The sequence below is a fragment of the Pelomonas sp. Root1237 genome (genome assembly GCF_001425055.1).
Taxonomy (GTDB): domain Bacteria; phylum Pseudomonadota; class Gammaproteobacteria; order Burkholderiales; family Burkholderiaceae_C; genus Pelomonas.
In genome coordinates, this window is record NZ_LMDK01000012.1 from 1,082,457 (window position 1) to 1,103,589 (window position 21,133).

At 67.0% G+C, this 21,133-nt stretch carries 17 protein-coding genes; 8 read left to right on the forward strand and 9 right to left on the reverse strand.

What is annotated here, in order from left to right; genetic code table 11:
- Nucleotides 1–26: 26 nt before the first annotated feature.
- The 3 genes from ASC91_RS12660 to ASC91_RS12670 all read left to right on the forward strand — a co-directional run bounded on the left by ASC91_RS12660 (nucleotide 27) and on the right by ASC91_RS12670 (nucleotide 2,597).
- The gene (locus ASC91_RS12660) at nucleotides 27–521 is read left to right on the forward strand and encodes an Lrp/AsnC family transcriptional regulator (protein WP_056197100.1); all 495 of its coding nucleotides are present in this window, start codon (nucleotides 27–29) and stop codon (nucleotides 519–521) included.
- A gap of 365 nt (nucleotides 522–886) precedes the next feature.
- Nucleotides 887–1,849 carry a porin gene (locus tag ASC91_RS12665; RefSeq protein WP_082532629.1) on the forward strand — a complete coding sequence of 321 codons (963 nt, stop codon included), beginning with the start codon at nucleotides 887–889 and terminating at the stop codon, nucleotides 1,847–1,849.
- A 379-nt stretch (nucleotides 1,850–2,228) separates the two neighbouring features.
- Nucleotides 2,229–2,597 carry a DUF1428 domain-containing protein gene (locus ASC91_RS12670; protein ID WP_056197103.1) on the forward strand — a complete coding sequence of 123 codons (369 nt, stop codon included), beginning with the start codon at nucleotides 2,229–2,231 and terminating at the stop codon, nucleotides 2,595–2,597.
- A gap of 469 nt (nucleotides 2,598–3,066) precedes the next feature.
- Here ASC91_RS12670 and ASC91_RS12675 read toward each other — a convergent pair whose 3' ends face one another.
- From ASC91_RS12675 to ASC91_RS12680, 3 genes are all read right to left on the reverse strand, one after another.
- Nucleotides 3,067–3,507, reverse strand: coding sequence for a hypothetical protein (locus tag ASC91_RS12675; RefSeq protein WP_056197105.1), 441 nt, complete (start codon nucleotides 3,505–3,507; stop codon nucleotides 3,067–3,069).
- A 375-nt stretch (nucleotides 3,508–3,882) separates the two neighbouring features.
- Nucleotides 3,883–4,554: a hypothetical protein gene (locus ASC91_RS29385; protein WP_157281518.1), complete on the reverse strand. Its 672-nt coding sequence runs from the start codon at nucleotides 4,552–4,554 to the stop codon at nucleotides 3,883–3,885.
- Nucleotides 4,555–4,899: 345 nt separating this feature from the next.
- The gene (locus ASC91_RS12680) at nucleotides 4,900–6,069 is read right to left on the reverse strand and encodes a M20 aminoacylase family protein (protein WP_056197106.1); all 1,170 of its coding nucleotides are present in this window, start codon (nucleotides 6,067–6,069) and stop codon (nucleotides 4,900–4,902) included.
- Between the two features lie 164 nt (nucleotides 6,070–6,233).
- Here ASC91_RS12680 and ASC91_RS12685 point away from each other — a divergent pair, with 164 nt between their 5' ends.
- The 3 genes from ASC91_RS12685 to ASC91_RS12695 are packed head-to-tail and all read left to right on the forward strand — an operon-like array spanning nucleotide 6,234 to nucleotide 9,765.
- The gene (locus tag ASC91_RS12685; RefSeq protein ID WP_056197108.1) at nucleotides 6,234–7,703 is read left to right on the forward strand and encodes an aldehyde dehydrogenase family protein; all 1,470 of its coding nucleotides are present in this window, start codon (nucleotides 6,234–6,236) and stop codon (nucleotides 7,701–7,703) included.
- On the forward strand, nucleotides 7,700–8,419 hold the full coding sequence (locus ASC91_RS12690; RefSeq protein ID WP_056197110.1) for a cupin domain-containing protein: 720 nt from the start codon (nucleotides 7,700–7,702) through the stop codon (nucleotides 8,417–8,419). Before ASC91_RS12685 ends, ASC91_RS12690 begins: the two co-directional genes overlap by 4 nt.
- A gap of 20 nt (nucleotides 8,420–8,439) precedes the next feature.
- The gene (locus tag ASC91_RS12695; protein WP_056197112.1) at nucleotides 8,440–9,765 is read left to right on the forward strand and encodes an FAD-binding oxidoreductase; all 1,326 of its coding nucleotides are present in this window, start codon (nucleotides 8,440–8,442) and stop codon (nucleotides 9,763–9,765) included.
- 11 nt (nucleotides 9,766–9,776) lie between these two features.
- Here ASC91_RS12695 and ASC91_RS12700 read toward each other — a convergent pair whose 3' ends face one another.
- The 5 genes from ASC91_RS12700 to ASC91_RS30645 all read right to left on the reverse strand — a co-directional run bounded on the left by ASC91_RS12700 (nucleotide 9,777) and on the right by ASC91_RS30645 (nucleotide 16,210).
- Nucleotides 9,777–12,917 (reverse strand): efflux RND transporter permease subunit, encoded by a 3,141-nt coding sequence (locus tag ASC91_RS12700; protein WP_056197114.1) that lies wholly within the window; start codon nucleotides 12,915–12,917, stop codon nucleotides 9,777–9,779.
- Nucleotides 12,914–14,206 (reverse strand): efflux RND transporter periplasmic adaptor subunit, encoded by a 1,293-nt coding sequence (locus tag ASC91_RS12705; protein ID WP_056197116.1) that lies wholly within the window; start codon nucleotides 14,204–14,206, stop codon nucleotides 12,914–12,916. The genes ASC91_RS12700 and ASC91_RS12705 overlap by 4 nt, the downstream gene beginning before the upstream one ends.
- 4 nt (nucleotides 14,207–14,210) lie before the next feature.
- On the reverse strand, nucleotides 14,211–15,473 hold the full coding sequence (locus tag ASC91_RS12710; protein WP_082532630.1) for a TolC family protein: 1,263 nt from the start codon (nucleotides 15,471–15,473) through the stop codon (nucleotides 14,211–14,213).
- A 91-nt stretch (nucleotides 15,474–15,564) separates the two neighbouring features.
- A complete protein-coding gene (locus tag ASC91_RS12715; RefSeq protein WP_056197119.1) occupies nucleotides 15,565–15,978 on the reverse strand; it encodes a hypothetical protein in 414 nt (137 codons plus the stop codon).
- Nucleotides 15,979–16,084: 106 nt separating this feature from the next.
- On the reverse strand, nucleotides 16,085–16,210 hold the full coding sequence (locus tag ASC91_RS30645; RefSeq protein WP_268795254.1) for a hypothetical protein: 126 nt from the start codon (nucleotides 16,208–16,210) through the stop codon (nucleotides 16,085–16,087).
- Between the two features lie 170 nt (nucleotides 16,211–16,380).
- Between ASC91_RS30645 and ASC91_RS12720 the strand changes: the two genes are divergently transcribed.
- Nucleotides 16,381–16,641 carry a heavy-metal-associated domain-containing protein gene (locus ASC91_RS12720; RefSeq protein ID WP_056197121.1) on the forward strand — a complete coding sequence of 87 codons (261 nt, stop codon included), beginning with the start codon at nucleotides 16,381–16,383 and terminating at the stop codon, nucleotides 16,639–16,641.
- Nucleotides 16,642–16,740: 99 nt separating this feature from the next.
- Nucleotides 16,741–18,900, forward strand: coding sequence for a copper-translocating P-type ATPase (locus ASC91_RS12725; RefSeq protein ID WP_082532631.1), 2,160 nt, complete (start codon nucleotides 16,741–16,743; stop codon nucleotides 18,898–18,900).
- Between the two features lie 102 nt (nucleotides 18,901–19,002).
- Here ASC91_RS12725 and ASC91_RS12730 read toward each other — a convergent pair whose 3' ends face one another.
- Nucleotides 19,003–20,967 carry a glycoside hydrolase 43 family protein gene (locus ASC91_RS12730; protein WP_200955266.1) on the reverse strand — a complete coding sequence of 655 codons (1,965 nt, stop codon included), beginning with the start codon at nucleotides 20,965–20,967 and terminating at the stop codon, nucleotides 19,003–19,005.
- Between the last annotated feature and the right edge of the window lie 166 nt (nucleotides 20,968–21,133).

The window sequence follows — 21,133 nt, forward strand, 5'->3', positions numbered from 1 at the left end:
CATTCGCCAACCTTTGGGCACCCACCATGGCAGAAGCTCTCAAACTCGACCGGTTGGACCTGCGCATCCTGGCCCAGCTGCAGAAGAACGGCCGCATCACCAACGTCGATCTCGCCGATGCGGTCGGACTGTCACCGAGCCCCTGCCTCATCCGCGTCAAGCGCCTGGAGCAGGCCGGCTACATCAGCGGCTACGGCGCCCATCTGCGGCTGGAGAAGCTGGGCGACACGCTGACGGTGTTCACCGAAGTCACGCTGACCGACCACCACCGCGAGGACTTCATCCGCTTCGAGAGCGCCATCCGCGAGGTCGACGAGATCCTCGAGTGCCACCTCGTCAGCGGCGGCTACGACTACCTGCTGCGCTTCATGACGCGCGGCGTGAACCACTACCAGCAGGTCATCGAAGGCCTGCTCGAACGCAATATCGGCATCGAGAAGTACTTCAGCTACATCGTCATCAAGTCGCCGTTCGTGAAGACGCATTGCCCGATCGAGAAGCTGTTCCACGAAACGCGCTGAGCGCCCGCACCGACTGAGCAGGCCCGCACCATGCGGGCCTGCTGCGCATTGGGCCGCCTCCCACTTCATGCCGCTGACACAAGCCACCTGAACCCGCGCCGCCGCGTCGTGATGACGCCGCAGACGCTGCCGGCAACACCCCTCCCAACCGCAGCAATCGTCTGCGCGCCGCGCGGTTTCGGCATCGGCGCAGATCGCGCTGCCCGCGCCTTCCACAACCGCAGTTCGTGCCGCCGCGGGCGGCCACAACGCGACGCCGCGCGAAGCCCCCGGTGCTGGAATGCCCTGGCACCGAGCGGTGCGGCTTCCGGATCGAAGTTGCAGCCCCTCGTCGTCGCCGACAAGCAACCTACAAGAGGGAATCCATGACAGCTTTCACCCGTATCCGCCTTCTCGTCGTCACCGGCGCTGCCTTGTGCGGCAGCGTCGCCAACGCGCAATCCAACGTCACGGTCAGCGGCAGCATCGACGCGGGCGTGTTCCGCGACACAGCCGGCCGCACGAACGTCGGCACCATCCAGCGCAGCCACCTGGAGTTCGCTGGCAACGAGGATCTCGGCGACGGCCTGGCCGCGACCTTCCGCCTGCGCCACCGTTTCGACGCGGACACCGGCGCGTCGGAGGCCGGCACGGGCAGGCCGTTCTGGCACGGCGAGTCGACCGTCGGCATCAAGGGCGGCTTCGGCGCCTTGCGCCTGGGCCGCGCGCTCGACGCCGTCCAGGCGCAGGACTGGGCCTTCGACGCCTGGAGCAACTACGACCGCATCGTGTCGCCCGCCTGGGATTTGTGGCACTGGAACTACTCCGCCGACCCGGCCGGCGGCGGCTCGGGCCGCGTGGCCAACGCGGTCTTCTACGACTCGCCGAAGTTCGCCAACGTCTCGCTTCACGTCAGCGCCTCGCCCGAATCGCCCGCAGGCGCTGTGGCGAAGACGCGCGCCGCCACCCTGCTCTACAACGACGGCAAGCTGCGCATGATGCTGGGCAGCGGCAAGAACAGCGCCGGCGCCACCGAGACCTCGGTCGGCGTGCGCGCCGCCTTCGGCATGCTGTCGTTGATGGGCATGTACAACGCCAGCGAATCCGTCGCCGGCTCCAAGGCCAAGGTGACGACGCTGGGCGCGGTCTATGTGATGGGCGCCACGACGCTGAAGGCAGGCTGGGGCCAGGCCGACGTGGACGGCCTGAAGAAGGAGAAGATGGTCTCGGTGAGCGCCGGCTACAGCCTGTCCAAGCGCACCACGGTGTATGCGGACCTGGCCTCCAAGCGCCTGCTCGGCACCGGTACCAAAGAGGTCTACGGCGCGGGCATGACGCACTCGTTCTGACCGGGCCTCGCTACGACTCCTTCGCGAGATTGAACTGGCCCGGCAAGACCGCCCCGATGCGCTCGCAGCCGGACCGAGCACCCTGCCAGCAAACGGCGCTCCCGACGCCGGCGCCGGGTTGCGCCGACCGGCTCCACGTCGCAGGCTCCGAAACAATTGCAGTCGGGAGCCGGGTCGCTCGGCGTAACCTGCTGGGCCAAGGCGTCTACGCTGAGGGCACCGCGGCGGTTGATCCCACGGGCATGCTGTTTCGGCGCCGCCACAGGGCGCATGTCCTCCAACAGGCAGGCCATGTCGATTTGGGTTCCCGTCGTTCGTCGATGGGAGACGAGGTGCCCTCAGGGGCGCTCCGTCCGGTCAACTTAACAGGAGTGAAGACATGTCATACATCGATGGTTTCGTGATCGCGGTCCCTACCGCCAACAAGCAGAAGTTCATTGAGCACGCGCGCCACTTCGACGCGATGTTCCTTGAGCTGGGCGCGACCCGTGTGATCGAAGGTTGGGGCGACGACGTCCCTGACGGCAAGGTCACCGATTTCCGCCGCGCAGTCCAGGCCACCGCCGAGGAGACGGTCGCCTTTTCGTGGGTCGAATGGCCGGACAAGGCCACGCGCGACGCAGGCATGAAGAAGATGATGGAGGACCCGCGCATGGATCCGTCCACGCCCGGCAACCCGCCCATGCCCTTCGACGGCAAACGCATGATCTTTGGCGGCTTCGAACAGGTGGTCGAAGTGAAGGCTTGAGCGACGACGCGACACCGCCCCTGGTCCGCGCGTCACGATGGGCATCTGGCGCAACCGTCGGTCCGCAGGCGGTGCCTCCGGGACATTGCGCCGGGCACCCCGTCGTTGCGACCCAGTATGTCGGCTCTCGGGACTCTGGATGGCTTCACACTGGCGGCCATGAGCGGTCATCGCCTCTGCTGCTTCGGGCGCCGGCTTCGTGCCCAAAGCGGAAGGTCATGATCGACGACCGAGGACGGGACCGCAGCGCTAGCCGTCATTGATACAGCCAAGTCCGCCGCCCACTTCATGACACCCCTCGGCCGCTCGCGCGGTAAGTGCGATCATGGCGCCGTCGATGTGCCGAGGCTTGGCATTCCAGCGCGAGAGGGTCAGGCGTTGCTCGTGCTAGGGCTTGAAACTTGAGCCCCGACTCTGAGCCTTGCGTGACCCCGAGCGTGCGAGCCTGATCTCTGCGGGGTTCGGCCGCTCATACCTTGGCGAGGAAGGCCGCAGCATCACCCGCTTCACACTTCCAGTCTGCGAAGACCCCGACCAGATTGCATTCCACGCAGCGGCAAGCGATGTAGTACCAGCGCACGTCATGTGTGCCCGCGTACACGGAGACGCCGGACATCAGCTCGAACACCTCGTTCTCGCACACGCACTCGTGCGCCTCGGGCACGGATTCTTCAACGTAGTCCGCGCTGTTGCCCATCAGGTGTTCCTGCCCGCAGTCGGTGCAGGTGCGGATCGCCACGCCGGCTTCTTCATCGGTCTGTAGCGCGAAGGTCCGGCACCCGCAATCGCATTTGGACGCGGCAAACCGGACGGCCTCATGGCGATTCGCAACGCTGTAGCTGCGCAGCTCGGCCTGGGTGTCGCCGGACGTCGTCCCGTACCAGAACTCGCCCTTCTTCGTCAGTGCCATTGACGCTGCTCCATTCTTAAAGGTGGGCTTCCCGGCAGGCCTGACGCCAGGGTCGCCCCGATCATCTGGATTTTGCCTGGGGGCCCGGCCAGTCGTCGTTAAGGGACCGGGTCGGGGTGGCCGCCGACAAGAGCTGGCCGACAAGGTGCCCGCGACTTCGCGACAAGCCTGCATTCCTCGCTGCGCGCGGTGCAGCCCTCAAGCCGCCGTCGGCTCCAGGCTGGTTGCTGCCGTTCACGGCAGGCCAGACGGCAGGCAGCTATCCAAGCTGAGCGGTCACCTCAAGCGCGAAATTCGTCACTCGTTAGCAGAAGCTCACGTTGAAGTTGAGCCGCGGCCTGAGGCTTGCCGAAGAACACTTGCTCGGCCACCCGGTCACACATCCGGCGCCCGTTTCTTTGGGAGCCTGTTGAACTCCCAGAAGCGATCTCTGGTCTCGGGCGTAGGGTCCGCCGTGCTGAAGCACTCAACCTCGTCTTGACGGAGTTGGTCTGAATAGCAGTCATGTTGCACCCTTCCGCTGGAGCCTGGCTCGATACCAGCCACATTGAGCCATACGGCGCCGATCAACTTGGTCCCTCCTCGGCCCTGAACTCCAACGGAGAGGTATGGCAATCGCATGTCCGATCCGTTGTGCACTTCAAATATGGCGTCTCCGTTTGAAGCAAAGCCGGTATGACGCCATACGAACTTCTTCCGTGCAGCGACGATCTTCAGCTGCTTGTCGGTGAAGGGCTTCGACGGTTTGGCAGCAGGCGGCTCGACTCCATCTGTCGACCAATCGCAGTCACATCCGAATATCTGACCTCCACACGAAGGGCAGCGTTCAACATCGCACCCAGGAACATGGAGTTCGCCTTTGATGACGCCACAGTCGTGGCATGCCCGGTCGTTCGCGCCCCAGTCGTCCTCCTCCGCGCCATACCGAACGCGCCCCATCTCCTTGCCGTTCGGGTGACAAGTGAGAAGAAGTTGAGCCTCTTGAATTCTCTCCGGCCACCCTTCTACGACCTCGATGCCTCGGAACTCGACCATCTTCTTCGTCACACTCTTTCTCCGATGGGATGCCTACTCAAGAAAAGTCGGCAGCGAACGACAGCAATGGCCGAATGTTGCCACTCGATTGTCCTGATCGAATTACTGCAACCGCTGCGGTGCCGCCGTCCGCCGTCGGTCTCGAGCTTCAGCTTTGGGCACGTAGCTGTCGTCCAAAGCCGCAGACGCGATGACTGCAACGGGTCGGAACCGCCAGCTGGCCGACTGTGATACCTGCCGTTGATCCGAGAGGTACCTAGATCCTGGGTCGGCGCAGACAAGGCCCACTCTGAAGGGCCGGTCCCGGAGGCGCCGCGGTCACTTCACGAATGCCCGTCGCTCCAGCTTTGCCGACGATCATTCGCCGGGCCGAAGCACGCACTCCACCACCGCACAGAACCACCGCACGCCGAGAGGCAACGCCTCGTCGTTGAAGTCGTAGCAGGGATGGTGCAGCGGCCTTTCGCCGCCCTGCCCCAACCATAGGTAGGCGCCCGGCCGCTCGCGCAGCATGAAGGCGAAGTCTTCGCTGGTGAAGGCGGGCCTGGGTGCTTCGGTGGCCTGCAGACCGGCGTCGGCAGCGGCGGCCAGTGCGAGCGCGGCCTCCGCCGGCGTGTTGATGGTGGACGGGTAGTAGCGGGTGTAGGCCACGTCGACCGCCAGGCCATGGCCCAGCGCCACGCCGGCCGCCGCGTCGCGCAGCGCGGACTCGATGCGGTCCTGCACCGCTGCGTCGAAGCTGCGGACCGTGCCGGTGATGCGGGCTTCGGCCGGCAGCACGTTGTGGCTCTGGCCGCCCTCCAGCTTGGTGACCGACAGCACGGCCGAATCGGCCGGGTCGATGCGGCGCGAGACGATGGTGTTGAGCTGCACGACCAGCTGGCTCGCGGCCAGCAGCGCGTCGGGCGTGTGGTGCGGCTGCGCGGCGTGGCCACCCCGGCCGCGCAGCGTGATGTCGAAGCGGTCGGCCGCCGCCATGATGGGGCCGGGCCGTGTCTGCGCGTGGCCCAGCGGCAGGTCGGGCCAGTTGTGCAGTGCGTAGACCGCGTCGCAGGGGAAGCGTTCGAACAGGCCCTGCTCCACCATCACGCGGGCGCCGCCCTGCCCTTCCTCGGCCGGCTGGAAGATGAAGTGCACCGTGCCGTCGAACAGCCGGGTGCGTGCCAGGTGCCGCGCGGCGCCGAGCAGCATGGCGGTGTGGCCGTCGTGGCCGCAGCCGTGGTGTGCGCCGGCATGGCGGCTGGCATGGCCCAGGCGCGACTGCTCGGCCATCGGCAGTGCGTCCATGTCGGCACGCAGCCCGACCGAGCGGCCGCTCGTGCCGTGGCGCAGCGTGCCGACGACACCGGTGCCACCCAGGCCTTCGTGCACTTCGAGCCCGAGCAGGCGCAACGCCGCCGCGACGATGCCGGCGGTGCGCCGCTCCTGGAAGGCCAGCTCCGGGTGGGCATGCAGGTCGCGGCGCAAGGCGACCAGGTCGGGCATCAGGTCGTCGACCGCAGTGGCGGGGATCTGTTCTTCAAGCATGGCCGAGCTTAGATCCGGGGCAGCGGCCATCCACAGCAGCGCTCGCTGTTCTGCGGGGCCGGCACGACAGATTCTTGCGAAGTCCGGCGCACATCCGGCACGCCCTCAAGCGGCCCTTCATGTCTACTTTCGTTCGCCTTGTCAGGTCCCAAAGGACACACTGAATGAACCCCGTCATCGAGCGTCTCATGAACGCCGGCCACCTGGATCGCGTCTTCATCGGCGGTGAGTGGCGCACTCCGGCGGGTGCGGCCCGCAGCGCCGTCACCAACCCGTCGACGGAGCAGGCCGTCGCGGAGATCGCGCTGGGCAATGCGCAGGACGTCGACGCCGCCGTGGCCGCAGCCCGGCGGGCCTTCACCACCTGGTCCGTCAGTGCGGTCGAAACCCGGGCCGCGCTGCTCGACCGAGTGCACGCCTTGATCCTGGAGCGCGCTGAGCTGTTTGCACAGGCCATCTCGCTGGAGATGGGCGCGGCCATCAGCATGGCGCGCAGCCACCAGGTGCCAGTGGCCGCCGAGCACATCCGCGTGGCGCGGGACGTGCTGCGCGGCTACCCCTTCCTCGTGCATCGCGAGGGCGTCGCCATCCTGCGCGAACCCATCGGCGTGTGCGGGCTGATCACGCCCTGGAACTGGCCGCTTTACCAGATCACCGCCAAGGTCGGCCCCGCGCTGGCGGCGGGGTGCACCGTCGTGCTGAAGCCCAGCGAGCTGTCGCCCTTGAGCGCGCTGCTCTTCGCCGAGGTGATGCGCGATGCCGGCGTCCCTGCCGGCGTGTTCAACCTCGTCAACGGCGAGGGGCCGGAGGTTGGCGCAGCGCTGGCGTCGCACCCGGATGTGGACATGATCTCCATCACCGGCTCGACCCGCGCCGGCGTGCTGGTGGCCCAGGCGGCCGCGCCGACGGTCAAGCGGGTCGCGCAGGAACTGGGCGGCAAGTCGCCCAACATCGTTCTGCCCGACGCGGACCTCCCGCGCGCCATACCTCTGGGCGTGGCCGCGGCCTTCCGCAACGTCGGCCAGTCCTGCAGCGCCCCGACCCGCATGATCGTGCCGCGCGAGCGCCTGGCGGAGGTCGAGCGGCTCGCCGCCGAAGCGGCCGCGGCCCTCGTCGTGGGTGACCCGCGCTTGCCGCAGACGACGCACGGTCCGGTCGCCAATCGCGCCCAGTTCAACCGCGTGCAGGAAATGATCGAGGCCGGCATCTCAGAAGGCGCCCGGCTCGTCTGCGGCGGCCCCGGCCGGCCGCCCGACCTGGAGCGCGGCTTCTACGTCCGCCCGACCATCTTCTCCAGCGTGCAGCCCCGTATGCGCATCGCGCAGGAGGAGATCTTCGGGCCGGTGCTGGCCATCATTCCCTACGACAGCGTGGACGAAGCCGTGGAGATCGCCAACGACACGGTCTACGGCCTGGGTGCCCATGTGCAGAGCCAGGATCTCGGCGCCGCGCGCGCCGTCGCTGCCCGGATCCGTTCCGGACAGGTGCACATCAACCATCCGGCCTGGAACCCACACGCCCCCTTCGGCGGCTACAAGCGGTCGGGCAACGGCCGTGAGTACGGCGTCGAAGGCCTGCAGGAATACCTGGAAACCAAAGCCATTCTTGGCTACATGAACGAGGAGCCAACATGACCGCAGCCCTGCTGCTGCACCGCGCCCACGGCGCCCCCATCTCAACCCCCTTCCGCAAGGCGGCCTTCGGCAAGGACGACCCGTTCGCGCCATGTCGCGAGATCGCCTGGGAAGGACCCGGCGCGATGATCGCCGGCCGGGTCAACTTCACTGGCGATATCGACGTGGCCAGCTTTCCTCATACCGAGACCCTCGTCGTCGTGGCGGGCCAGCTGACGCTGACAGCGGCTGGCGCGGCGCCGCTGGTGCTCGGTCCCGAGGCGGGCGCCGTCATTGCACGGGGGACTGCGGTGCGCATCCAGGCCGGGGTTGGCGTGCGCTTCGTGTGCTGCGCAGCCGCAAGTGATGGCCCATCGGCGCCCGGCATCACGCCCTTGCGCGCCGAGGCCGACCTGAAGCCCTCCAACCCGCCACCGGCGCAAACGCTGCTAGGCCCGAGCCCGGCCTGCCGCAGCGACAACGCCTTCACTGAGGAGCAGACGCAGTACCGCGCCGGCACCTGGGACTCGACGCCCTATCACCGCATCGTCCGCCCGCATCCTCTCAATGAATTCATGCACCTGCTGGCCGGCAACGTGCGATTCGCCAGTCCCAACGGCAGCGTGCTGTCGGCGGGCGCCGGCGATGCGATTTTCGTGCCGCAGGGCGCCCCCATCGGCTGGGAGAGCCACGACCACGTCGCGAAGTTCTACGTGGTGCAAACCGTCCCGGCCTGAAACGACTGTCAAGATCCAATATGTCCCAGCCATTGCGCCTCATCGAGACCTCGCCCAAGCCGCCGGCCAGCGCCGACGTTGTCGTGATCGGCGGCGGCATCATCGGTGTCTTCACCGCCTACTACCTGGCCCGGCGCGGCCTGTCGGTCGCCGTGGTCGAGAAGGGCCTCATCGGCGCCGAGCAGTCGAGCCGCAACTGGGGCTGGTGCCGCCAGCAGAACCGGGACGCCCGCGAACTGCCGATGGCCACCAAGAGCCTTGAACTCTGGGATCAGTTTGCCGCCGACACCGGCGAGGACACCGGCTTCAAGCGCTGCGGCTTGCTCTACCTGAGCGACGACGAAGCGCAGATTTCCGGCTGGGCCAGCTGGCGCGAGCTGGCGAAGACGGCTGGCGTGACCACCCACATGCTCAGTGGCCGCGAGGCGTCGGAACGGGGCCAGGCGACCGGCCGCGCCTGGAAAGGCGGCGTCTTCTCGCCGAGCGACGGTACGGCCGACCCGGCCAAGGCGGCACCTGCCGTGGCAGCCGCGCTCATGAAACTCGGCGGCACCGTCCACCAGAACTGCGCCGCTCGCGGCATCGAGCTGGAAGGCGGGCGTGTCAGCGGCGTCGTGACGGAAGCCGGGACCATCAAGACCCGCACCGCGGTTCTCGCGGGCGGTGCGTGGGCGTCGTCGTTCTGCAACCAGCTTGGTGTGCAGTTTCCGGTCGCCACGGTGCGCCAATCCATCGTGCGCCTGGCACCGGTGGAACAGCGCCTGCCGGACGCCCTGGCGGGCCCGCGCGTCGCAGTCACCCGTCGGCCCGACGGCCACTACGTCCTGGCCATCAGCGGCCGTGGGCGCGTCGACCCCACGCCGCAATTGATGCGCTTCGCGCCACAGTTCATCCCGATGTTCGCCAAGCGCTGGCGCAACGTGTTTCCCGGCGGCTGGGAAGGCATGCGCTGGGGCCACGAGACCCGCACACGCTGGAAGCTGGACGCTCCCACGCCGATGGAACGCGCGCGGATCCTCAACCCGAAGCCCGATCCTGCCGGGGTTCGCGAAACCCACCGCCGTGCCATCGACTTGTTGCCGGCGCTGCGCGACGCCCGCATCGCCAGCACCTGGGCGGGCTACATCGACAGCACGCCCGACGGCGTGCCGGGTATCGGGGAACTGCCTCAGATGCCCGGCTTCATCCTGGCCGCGGGCTTTTCCGGCCACGGGTTCGGCATCGGCCCCGGCGCAGGCCACCTGATCGCCGACCTGGTCACGGGTGCCCGGCCAATCTTCGATCCCGCACCTTTCAACCCCGCACGATTCAACGAATCGTCCTGGGGCAAGGTGGCTGATTTCTAGTGCCAAGCGTGTCACTGCAGGCATGCAGCTGGCTGCGGCCTTCCCCGCATCAATGTGAAAGCCGCAGGCACGACGAAAAGGGACAGCAGCGGCGCCGTCAACATGCCGCCAAGCATGGGCGCGGCAATCCGGCTCATGACCTCGGAGCCGGTGCCCGAGCCGCAGACGATGGGCAGCAGGCCGGCGAGGATCACGGCCACCGTCATTGCCTTGGGCCGCACCCGCAGCACGGCGCCCTCGCGGACGGCGTCGAGCACCACGTCCCGCGTCATGGGCATGCCGGCGCGCACCCGGTCTTCGAGCGCGTGCTTGAGGTACAGCAGCATCACCACCCCGAATTCCGCCGACACCCCCGCCAGCGCGATGAAGCCCACGCCGGTGGCCACGGACAGGTTGTAGCCCAGCAGGTAGAGGAACCACACCCCGCCGGTCAACGCGAGCGGCAGCGTGGCCATGATCAGCGCAGCCTCCTCGGCACGCCGGAACGTCAGGTACAGCAGCACGAAGATGATGAGCAGCGTCGCCGGCACGACGACCTTCAGCCGCTCGTTGGCGCGCTCCATGTACTCGAACTGCCCGGAGTACGCCAGGCTCATGCCCGGCTCCAGGCGCACCTGCTGGGCCACCGCGCGCCGCAAGTCACCAGCGACCGACGCCAGGTCACGGCCGCGCACGTCGACGTAGACCCAGCCGGATGGCCGGGCGTTCTCGCTCTTGAGCATGGGCGGGCCGTCGACAAGCGCGACGGTGGCCAAGCTGCCCAGCGTCACCTGCTGGCCACCGGGTGTGAGCACCGTCAGGTTGCGCAGCTTCTGCGGCGTGTCGCGCAGTTCGCGCGGATAGCGCAGGTTGATCGGGAAACGGGCCAGTCCTTCGACGGTCTCGCCGACGTTCTCGCCTCCGATGGCGCCTGACACCACCGCCTGCACGTCACTCACGTTCATGCCAAACCGCGCCGCTGCCGCCCGGTCGATCTGCACGTCGACGTAGCGGCCGCCAGTCAGTCGCTCGGCCAACGCCGAGCTGACACCGGGCACATTCTTCGCCACCGCCTCGATCTGGGCAGCGACCCGATCAATGGCGGTCAGATCCGTGGCGGAGACCTTCACGCCGATGGGGCTCTTGATGCCAGTGGCCAACATGTCGATGCGGTTGCGGATCGGTGGGATCCAAATGTTGCTCAGGCCAGGCACCTTCACCGTGCGGTCCAGTTCCTCCACCAGCTTCTCCGGCGTCATGCCCGGGCGCCACTGGTCGCGCGGCTTGAGCTGGACGGTGGTCTCGAACATCTCCAATGGCGCCGGGTCGGTGGCGGTCTCGGCCCGCCCGGCCTTGCCGAACACCCGTTGCACCTCGGGCACCGTCTTGATCATGCGATCGGTGATCTGCAGCAGCTCGGCGGCCTTTTGGGCCGACAGGCCAGGGAGCGCCGATGGCATGTACAACAGGTCGCCCTCGTCCAGGGGTGGCAGGAACTCACCCCCCAGGCGCATCAGAGGCCATAAGGTTGTCGCGAACGCCGCCACGCCCACCACGATCGTGGCTTTGGGCCAGCGCAGCACGACTTCCAGCGCCGGCCGATACATCGCGATCAGCCCCCGCGTGATCGGATTGCGCCGCTCGTCCGGGATGCGTCCGCGAATCCAGTAGCCCATCAGCACCGGGATCAGCGTGACCGACAGGCCCGCAGCAGCCGCCATGGCATAGGTCTTCGTGTAGGCCAGAGGCCCGAACAGCCGACCCTCCTGCGCCTGCAACGTAAAGACCGGGACAAAGGACAGCGTGATGATCAGCAGCGAGAAGAACAGCGCTGGCCCCACCTCGACGGCGGCGTCAGTGATGACCGCCCAGCGGGCCTCACCCTTCAACTCTTCATCCGGGTACGCGTGCTGCCAAGCCTCCAGCTTCTTGTGCGCGTTCTCGATCATGACGACGGCCGCATCCACCATGGCGCCGACGGCAATGGCGATGCCGCCCAGCGACATGATGTTGGCGTTCAGCCCCTGGTATTGCATGATCAGGAAGGCCGCCATGACGCCCAGCGGTAGCGAGATGATGGCTACCAGCGCGGAGCGCAAGTGCCACAGGAACACCGCACAGACGAGCGCGACCACGATGAATTCCTCGACCAACTTCATCGACAGGTTGTCGATGGCCCGCTGGATCAGCGAGCTGCGGTCATAGGTCGTGACGATCTCGACGCCTTTGGGCAGGCTGGCCTGTAGCTGCTTGAGCTTGTCTTTGACCGCGGCAATGGTGGCCTGGGCGTTCTTGCCGGTGCGCAGGATCACCACGCCGCCCACCGCCTCGCCTTCGCCATCCAGCTCAGTGATGCCGCGGCGCATCTCCGGGCCGATCTGGACGGTGGCGACCTGGCCCAGCAGCACCGGCACGCCATTGCGGTTGGCCAGCACGATGCTGCGGAAATCGTCCAGTGACTTGAGGAAGCCGCTGGCGCGCACCATGTACTCGGCCTCGGCCAGTTCCAGCACCGCGCCACCGGCCTCCTGGTTGCCGTTCATCAGCGCCTCGCGCACCTGGTTGTGCGTGATGCCGTAGGCGACCAGCTTGGCCGGATCCATGACCACCTGATACTGCTTGACCATGCCGCCGACGGTGGCGACCTCGGCGACATTGGCGACGGCCTTCAGCTCGAACTTGAGGAACCAGTCCTGCAGCGCGCGCAGCTGCGACAGATCGTGCTGCCCGCTGCGGTCCACCAGCGCGTACTGGAACACCCAGCCCACGCCGGTCGCGTCGGGCCCAAGCGAAGGCTTGGCCGTTGCCGGCAACCTGCTCTGGACCTGGTTGAGGTACTCCAGCACGCGGGAGCGTGCCCAGTACAGGTCCGTGCCGTCCTCGAAGATCACGTAGACGAAGGAGTCCCCGAAGAACGAGAACGCACGCACGGTCTTGGCGCCCGGCACCGACAGCATGGTCGTCGCCAGCGGGTAGGTGACCTGGTTCTCGACGATCTGCGGCGCCTGGCCGGGGTAGCTGGTGCGGATGATGACCTGCACGTCCGACAGGTCCGGCAGCGCGTCGATGGGCGTGGAGCGCAACGACAGCACGCCGGCGACAGCGAGAAAGAGCGTGGCCAGCAGCACCAGGAAGCGGTTGCCGACCGACCAGCGGATCAGTGCGGCGATCATTGGGCGCCTCCCTTGGGTTCAAGGCGCAGCGCGGCGCTGGCGGCAGGCGCACCGGGGCTCGCCTGCCGCTGCATCACCCCCTGCATGCTGGCCTCGGAATCGATGAGGAACTGGCCCGAAGCGACAACCTGCTGGCCCGGCTGCAAGCCCTGCAGGACCTCCAGCTTGTCGCCCAGCTCGCGGCCCAGGCGAACCTGGACCGGCGTGAAGCGCCCGGGCTGCTCGACGACGTAGACCACCACGCGCTGGCCGGTGCGGATGACCGCCTCGGCGGGGACGACCAGTGCTTCCTCGCTGGACCCGCCCAGCCGCATCGTTGCAAACATGCCGGCCCGCAGGCGCCCCTGGGGGTTGCGCAACTCGACCCTGACGCGCAGCGTGCGCGTCTCGCTGCTGGCCTCCGGCAGCACCGCGCTGATCTTGCCGCGCAGCGTCTCGCCCGGGAAAGCCGTCAGCACCACATCGACCGGTTCGCCCACCCGCGCCATGCCGGCCTGAGCTTCGGGCAACGCAGCCTCGATCCAGACCGTGGACAGCCCGGTGATGCGGGCCAGGCTCATACCTTGGGACACCGTCATGCCCGGACGGACCATCAACTCCTGCACCAGGCCTCCGGTGGGCGCATGCACCGTCGTCAGCGCCTGGACTTGACCCGTTCGCTCGACCTGCTGGATGAGGGAAGCTGGCATGCCCATGAGCACGAGGCGCTGGCGCGCCGCGCTAGCCAGAACTTCGTCGCCGGTACCGCGCACCGCCAGGAACTCCTGCTGGGCGCCGGCCCATTCCGGCACGAGCAGTTCGGCAATGAAGGCGCCGGCGGCCACGACGTCACCGGGTGCCAGGCGGGCGACTCGCTGGACGAAGCCTGCCGTGCGGGCCTGCAGGATCGAGATATCGCGTTCGTTGAGCTGGACGGTGGCTGGGACTTGCAGCGCGGTGCCGATGCGCTGCTTTTCTGCAGTTGCGGTGCGCACACCGAGCATCTGGGCCACACGGGGATCGACGGCCACGCCGCCGGTCGGCGCGTCGTCTGCATATTTCGGAACCAGCTGCATGTCCATGAAGGGCGACTTGCCGGGCTTGTCGAATCTCTGCTGCGGCGACATGGGGTCGTACCAATAGAGCACCTTGCGGTCACCGGTCACCGCGCCGCTGGCGGCGGCTGGCGAGGTTGCGAAATGCCCGACAGGCGATACCCCGGCGCGCCACTGTGCGACGCCATAGCCAAGCCCGGCGCCGAGGGCGACCAGGACCATGGCCGCGGCAGACAACTTGCTGTTGGAGGTCATGGGGTCACTCCGCAATGAGATAGGCCAGGCGGGCCTGCTGCGCGAGCACCTGGGCTTGGAGAGCGAGATCGCGCAACTGCGCCTCGATGGCGTTCTTGCGCGCGGCGAGCACGGCACCGAGGTCGGCACGACCCGACTGGTAGCTGGCCAGCGTCACTTGGGCGCGCTCCTGCGCGAGGGGCAAGGCGACGCTGCGCTGGCGCTGCTGCACGCGCTCCAGGCGCTGCAGCTCGGCCACCTGGCCGTCGACGTCGGCACGGATTCGGCGCAATGCGTCCTCGCGTTCGGCCTGCAGCCGTTCTACCTCCTTCTGGCGCGAGGCGATCACAGGTTCCTGACGGGTGGACTTGGAGACCGGCAGCTCGAACGTCAACTGGAAGGACACCAAATCCCCGAAGGACCGGGCACGGTTGCCGTAGGCCACCTCCCAGCCCCAATCCCCTCGGCGCATGGCCACGGCCTCATCGAGATCAGCACGGGCCATGGCCAGCATCGGGTTGAAGGCGAGAAGCTCGGCGTGCCGATCAAGCCCACCGAGCAATCGGGCGAGATCGAGCCGCAGCACCGGCGCCTCGGAGGCTGTTGCCATGTCCGACTGCTCCCCCGTCCACCGACGCAACAGGGCGCGTGCCTGCTCGACACCGGCCTGAAGCTCGTCCCTGCGGTCGGCCAGGTCCAGCAACTCCTGGCGTGCCATCAGCGCGTCGGCAGGTGTTGTGGCGCCAGAAGCCACGCGCGCGGCCAAGGTGTCCTGCAGGAGTCGGTTCTGCTGCTCAAGGGTGGCAAAGGCGGCGAGCTTGCGCTCGGCGAAGTGCAGATTGAGCCAGGCCAGCGCGGCCTCGCGCCTCACGGCCAGACGTTCGGCCTCCAGCATCGCTCGCTCGCGTTCCGCCCTGGCGCCGGCAGCGGCGCGCCGTGCTGCCCGCTTGGCAGCGTTGGGCACGTCCTGCATGACGCCGACCCGGCGCATCGTCATCGATTCCCGGTTCCAGCTGAAACGCTCCGGTCCCGAAATCGGAAAGTTCTCGACGCCAACCGCCAGCTTCGGATCGGGCAGTTGTCCTGCAGCCGCGCGTGCCTGTTGCGCGCCGTCGGCGGTGGCCTGTCGCGCCGTCAGCGCCGCCGAGCGTTGCTCGGCCAGCAGTTGCGCCTGCTCGAAGTTCAGTGGTGCGGCATGGGCCGCTGGGGCGGCCAGGAAGACGGCAACCACGAAGGCGGCCGCGACGAGAGGACGGGACTGCAATCCCGCCCGTAAAAAGATGGCCATGAAGGCTCTCCACAAAGACCCTGGAAGCGATCGAGCACGATCGCGAGACGTGGTCGCACCGCCGCGAACGCGGCCGCGCGAGCGTCAGGGCTCAATTGCGGAAGACTTGGAGGGCGAGATAGACCGGCAGCGTGCCGTCAGGCGGGCCGGTATGGGCGGTGATCACCGCCGGAAGTGCCTCGGCCGCTTCGGGCGGCAGCCAGAGGGCCAGGCGGGTCAGCAGCGGGTCGAGGATGACCGTGGGCGCCAGATCCGGTGCAGGCACGTTGCTGACCGTCTGCTTGTCGCGGTCGCAGTGCGCCTTGCACAGCTGCGGCTGTTCGGTGTCCATCGCGGACATCTGCTCGCAATCGGTCATGCCGGCCATGCCGGCCATGCCGGCGATCGATGAGCCCGCGGGTGCGGGCGCCGGGCAAGCATAGGCCGCGGTGGCAAGTTGAAGACACACCATGACCGTTGCGAGCAAGCTCGCGATGCAACGCAGGTAGGCCTTCCTCACTTTCATGTCGCGAGTCTAGCGGCGCCGTGAAGCGGCACGAGGGCATGACCTTGCGCCAGCGCAAAGGAAAGCGTCATATCGCCTCCGAGTCAGGTCAAGGGGGCGTTTTTCGCTACGTGGCCACGCGCAGGCGTGCGGCGATCGCCTCCATCTGGTTGATCTCGGCACGTTGTGCCTTGACGATCTTGTCGCACAGCGCGAGGAGCTCTGGGTCGGCGAGCCTCGCCTCCCGACACATGAGGCTCTGGTGGTCACCGCGATGACAGTCAAGGTTCCCACATTGGCAAGGTCAAGAGGTCGTGGCAATCCGTCACTTTCTGAAGAGATTCTTCGCTTGCTGGGCTTGACCTTCCCACTGTGGGAGGCTCGAAAGTCCAGCTGTCATCAACCCAGTCCCAGGAGGACACCATGATCGCCTTCGAAGTCAACGACATGACCTGCGGTCACTGCGTCAGCACCATCACCAAGGCACTGAAGGCCGTGGACCACGCCGCCAAGGTGCAGATCGACTTGGCAACGCATCGCGTGCTGGTCGAGCCCAACTCCGCCGATGCCGATGAGCTGGCCGAGGCCATCAAGGACGCGGGATACAGCCCGACACCCGTCGCGCCGACCAACGTCACGACCGAAAAGACGACAAGTAGTTGCTGCGGCTGCGGTAGTCGCTGAATCAAAGACGGCTTCGGGTGTAGGTGTGCTGGCTGGCAATGGCCGGCTTGGCCGCCTTCCTCGGCTGGCGCATCTCTGCAGGATGAATTGGAGAACACGATGGACCATCGTCACCATGATCACGACACGCATTCCGCAAGCCCTTCGCAACCCGGTGGCGCCACGATCTACACCTGCCCGATGCATCCCGAGATCCGGCAGGACCACCCGGGCAATTGCCCTAAGTGCGGCATGACCCTGGAGCCGCTGATCCCGGAGGCGACAGCGGAAGACGACAACCCGGAGCTGCGGGACTTCTCCCGCCGCTTCTGGTGGACCCTGCCATTGAGCGTGGTGGTCATGACTCTGGCGATGGCCGGGCATCGGTTCAGCCTCATGGACCCCGCTCAGCAAAGCTGGCTTGAGCTGGTCCTGGTTTTGCCGGTCGTGCTGTGGGCCGGCGGGCCCTTTTTTGAGCGGTGCTGGCAGTCCCTGGTTCATCGCAGTCCGAACATGTGGACGTTGATCGGTATTGGCACCGGCGCGGCGTTCGTCTACAGCGTGGTCGCGACGGTCGCGCCTGAACTGTTTCCGCCGAGCTTTGCGGCTCATGGCCGGATTGGCGTCTACTTCGAGGCGGCGGCCGTCATCATCTCGCTGACCCTGTTGGGGCAGATGCTGGAACTCAAGGCGCGGTCGCAGACCTCCGCGGCCATCAAGTCACTGCTCGGGTTGGCGCCCAAGACGGCAAGGCGGATCGAACCGGACGGCAGCGAATCAGATGTCCCGCTCACGCATGTGCACGTCGGCGACCGCCTGCGCATCCGCCCCGGCGAGAAGGTCCCCGTGGACGGCGTCGTCATCGAGGGGACGAGCGCCATCGACGAGGCCATGCTGACCGGCGAGCCGGTCCCCGTGACCAAACGCCCCGGCGACAAGGTCATCGGCGCCACCATCAATACCTCAGGTTCACTGGTGATGCAGTCGGAGCGCGTGGGATCGCAGACCATGCTGTCTCAGATCGTGCAGATGGTCGCCCAGGCTCAACGCTCCAAGGCGCCCATGCAGCGAATGGCCGATCAGGTGGCCGGCTGGTTCGTGCTGGTCGTGATCGGCATCGCGGTGGCGGCCTTCCTCGCCTGGGGCCTGCTCGGCGGTGAGCAGGGCTGGCAGTTTGGGCTCATCAACGCGGTGTCGGTCCTCATCATCGCCTGTCCCTGTGCACTGGGCCTGGCGACACCGATGTCGATCATGGTCGCCACCGGCAAGGCTGCAACCCAGGGCATCCTGTTCCGCGATGCCTCGGCCATCGAGAACTTCCGCCGGCTCGACACGATGATCGTCGACAAGACGGGCACGCTGACCGAAGGCCGGCCGGCCTTCGACCGCGCCGTGGCGGCGCAGGGTGTGACCGAAGACGAGGTGCTGCGACTGGCGGCCAGCCTGGACCAGGGCAGTGAGCATCCGCTCGCGCAGGCCATCGTGGATGCGGCGCGCGCCCGCAAGCTCGCGCTGTCGCCTGCGGTGGACTTCGAGTCCTCCACGGGCATTGGTGTCAGAGGTGTCGTCGAGGGCCAGAAACTTGCATTCGGCAACGCGGCGCTGATGGCGCAGGACGGCGTGGACGTGTCGCTGTTGCGTGCGGCCGGCGAGGACCTTCGCCTGCAAGGCAGCAGCGTGATGTTCCTGGCTCAACAGGGGCGCCTGATGGGCATCCTGGCCGTGTCAGACCCCATCAAGGCGAGCACGCCCGAGGCGGTCCAGAGCCTGCATGACGCGGGGATGCGCGTGGTGATGGCCACCGGCGATGGCCTGACCACCGCGCAGTCCGTCGCAAAGCAGTTGGGCATTGACGAGGTCCATGGCGAGGTCAAGCCGGCCGACAAACTCGCGCTTGTTGAACGGCTGCAGCGCGAGGGCCGCGTCGTGGGCATGGCGGGCGACGGCATCAATGACGCGCCGGCCCTTGCCAAAGCCGATGTCGGCGTGGCCATGGGGACCGGTACCGATGTGGCGATGAACAGCGCCCAGGTGACGCTCGTCAAGGGCGACCTGCGCGGCATTGCCCGGGCGCGAGGCATCTCCCAGGCCACCATCGCCAACATGCGACAGAACCTCGTGTTCGCCTTCGTCTACAACGCACTCGGCGTGCCGCTGGCGGCCGGCGCACTCTATCCGTTCACCGGGTGGCTTCTGTCGCCCATGATTGCGGCGCTCGCGATGAGCCTGTCGTCGGTCAGCGTGGTTTTCAATTCTCTGCGGCTGCGGGGCCCGCAGTGAGCGGCCCCCGGCCTGGGAACTGCTGATTCGGCCAGTCACGATGGGCCAGGCTGAGTGCCGGCCGGCACCGTTGACTTCCCGGATTCGCCGGCACGACCCTATTTACTGCGACCAGGTGAAGCGCGCGCCGTCGCTGTTGTCCGGCATGGGGCCAGGACTGTCGGCGCGGATATCCCCGGTCTTCGGATCGATGCGCAGGAAGCGGTTGGTGGCCAATGACATCAGCACCAGTTCGCCCGTCGGGGTTTCAATCCATTGGAAGCTTTGCGCCGTGCCCGGCTGGCCGGCCACCAGCGTCACCCCACCGTCCTCGCCGACCGTGACATGGCGTCGGCCCGATCGCAGGGCGACACGGCCCAGCTTGCGGTCGACGATCTCGAACCGCGTCGGCGCATCCGAAACCAGGCGCCCACCGCTGGCCGCCAGGCCGGTGCTCGCGTGAAACGACGTCAGCCGGACTGATCGGCCATAGGGAATGGGCCGCATCAGGCCGCGGGTATGCGGCTGATGGACGTCGATGCTGTCGAAATCGGCAAAACCGCCCTCGGCGCCGGTCGTGTTGTAGTTGAACAAGCTATAGCGAACACCTTGGAAGGTGAAGGTCTGATAGAGCAGCACGACCTCGTTGCCGATGGGCGTGAAGGTGTTGCCGTCGACCGAATAGCTGAAGCGCGCCCGTTCGGTGAGGAAGTCGCAGTCGGCCCGCAACCAGATGCGCGTTCCGGTCATCTTCACCCGCACCCGCTGATCCAGGCGCTGGTCGTAAAAGACGACATTGAGTTCGTCGGCAAGTTTCTCGACGCCCAAAGTCGCATAGGGCAGATTGAGCAGCCCAAGGCCTGCGGTGTCGCCCGTCTTGAGGTTCGACACATCGAGCAGGACGGTTGGCGTGGACATTGGCCCGATCGCTCGCTGCGTCAGCGTGTTGCGCGCGTCGTAGAACGAGGTCGCCGGCAGGGCATGCAGCCGCAGGAAACCCGGCCGCTCTGACAACGACCACTTGTCGTCGACCGGGACGTGGTTCCACTGCCACAGGGGTTGGAGCTGCGGCGCCGAAAAATCATCGCTGCGCTGAAAGGGCACACGCACCGGCTGCGGCGTGGCAGTCTTGGGCTTCACCCACGTCCGCGGCGTGCGCGTCAGGTTGCCCGGCAGGCCAAAGTAGGGCCAGCCGTCCTTCCAGGTGATCGGAGACAGGCTGAGCAGGCGACCGACGGAGTTGAAGTCCATCATCGAAAAGCCCCACCACTCGCCCGCAGGCGTCTGGATGATGCCACCCTGGTGCAACGCCAGGCTGTGGTTGGCGGCGGGGTCGGGCCCCCAGGTCTCGAACGGCGGCTGGCGCGTGCCCAGGCGCAAGCTTGAGGCCATGCCGAAGTCCTCATGCAAGCTGATCGCTTGATGGACCTCGTAGGGCCCCAGCACATGATCCGCTCGCGCCGCCGGCATGCGAAAGCCGCCCGCGTAATTGGCGCTGATGATGTAATACTTGCCGTCGATCTTGTAGAAGTGCGCGCCCTCGCCCATGCCGGCGTCCTTGGTGAACAAGACGCGCTCGGTGCCCGGCACGATGTCGGTCAGGTCGTCCGTCAGCTGGGCCAGTCGCATCGTCTGGTGATCCCAGACGACATAGGCCTTGCCGTCGTCGAACAGCACGGACAGGTCGTGGAAGCTGCGCTTCATCGGCGTGCGTGTCCAAGGCCCCTTCGGATCGGTGGCCGTGAACATCTGGGTCACCTGGCCGTTGACGTTGGCAAAGATGTAGAACTTGCCTTCGTGATAGCGGAAGGACGGCGCCCAGATACCCAGGCCATAGATGTGGTTGCCGCCCTCCAGCCGGAAGGCCGGGCCGAGGTCGAGCTTGTCCATCGCGTAGGCAACGAACTCCCAGTTGACCAGGTCTTTCGAGCGCAGGATCGGCACGCCCGGCATGGTGTGCATGGTGGTGCCGGTCAGGTAGAACCAGTCACCGACGCGGATCAGGTCCGGATCTGAAAACTCGTCATAGAACAAGGGATTGGTGAAGGTGCCGTCGCCGTTGTCCGGCGTCCAAGTGGCGGTCGACAAGCCCTTGGACGCGCTCGCCGCTGGCCCCCCGCCCTTCAACGCAGATGCCGGCGCCGCGCAGGGCAACAGCGTCAAGGCGATGCATGACAGCAGCCCGGATATGAAAACTACGGGCGATCTCGACCCATGCCACATGACGCTTCACCTTTCAGATTGCCCAGTTCGA

Bases quoted from the DNA above. Each gene is read 5' to 3' on its own strand.
- ASC91_RS12660 (WP_056197100.1), top strand. From the start codon at position 27: ATGGCAGAAGCTCTCAAACTCGACCGGTTGGACCTGCGCATCCTGGCC.
- ASC91_RS12665 (WP_082532629.1), top strand. From the start codon at position 887: ATGACAGCTTTCACCCGTATCCGCCTTCTCGTCGTCACCGGCGCTGCC.
- ASC91_RS12670 (WP_056197103.1), top strand. From the start codon at position 2,229: ATGTCATACATCGATGGTTTCGTGATCGCGGTCCCTACCGCCAACAAG.
- ASC91_RS12675 (WP_056197105.1), bottom strand. From the start codon at position 3,507: ATGGCACTGACGAAGAAGGGCGAGTTCTGGTACGGGACGACGTCCGGC.
- ASC91_RS12680 (WP_056197106.1), bottom strand. From the start codon at position 6,069: ATGCTTGAAGAACAGATCCCCGCCACTGCGGTCGACGACCTGATGCCC.
- ASC91_RS12685 (WP_056197108.1), top strand. From the start codon at position 6,234: ATGAACCCCGTCATCGAGCGTCTCATGAACGCCGGCCACCTGGATCGC.
- ASC91_RS12690 (WP_056197110.1), top strand. From the start codon at position 7,700: ATGACCGCAGCCCTGCTGCTGCACCGCGCCCACGGCGCCCCCATCTCA.
- ASC91_RS12695 (WP_056197112.1), top strand. From the start codon at position 8,440: ATGTCCCAGCCATTGCGCCTCATCGAGACCTCGCCCAAGCCGCCGGCC.
- ASC91_RS12700 (WP_056197114.1), bottom strand. From the start codon at position 12,917: ATGATCGCCGCACTGATCCGCTGGTCGGTCGGCAACCGCTTCCTGGTG.
- ASC91_RS12705 (WP_056197116.1), bottom strand. From the start codon at position 14,206: ATGACCTCCAACAGCAAGTTGTCTGCCGCGGCCATGGTCCTGGTCGCC.
- ASC91_RS12710 (WP_082532630.1), bottom strand. From the start codon at position 15,473: ATGGCCATCTTTTTACGGGCGGGATTGCAGTCCCGTCCTCTCGTCGCG.
- ASC91_RS12715 (WP_056197119.1), bottom strand. From the start codon at position 15,978: ATGAAAGTGAGGAAGGCCTACCTGCGTTGCATCGCGAGCTTGCTCGCA.
- ASC91_RS30645 (WP_268795254.1), bottom strand. From the start codon at position 16,210: ATGTGTCGGGAGGCGAGGCTCGCCGACCCAGAGCTCCTCGCGCTGTGC.
- ASC91_RS12720 (WP_056197121.1), top strand. From the start codon at position 16,381: ATGATCGCCTTCGAAGTCAACGACATGACCTGCGGTCACTGCGTCAGC.
- ASC91_RS12725 (WP_082532631.1), top strand. From the start codon at position 16,741: ATGGACCATCGTCACCATGATCACGACACGCATTCCGCAAGCCCTTCG.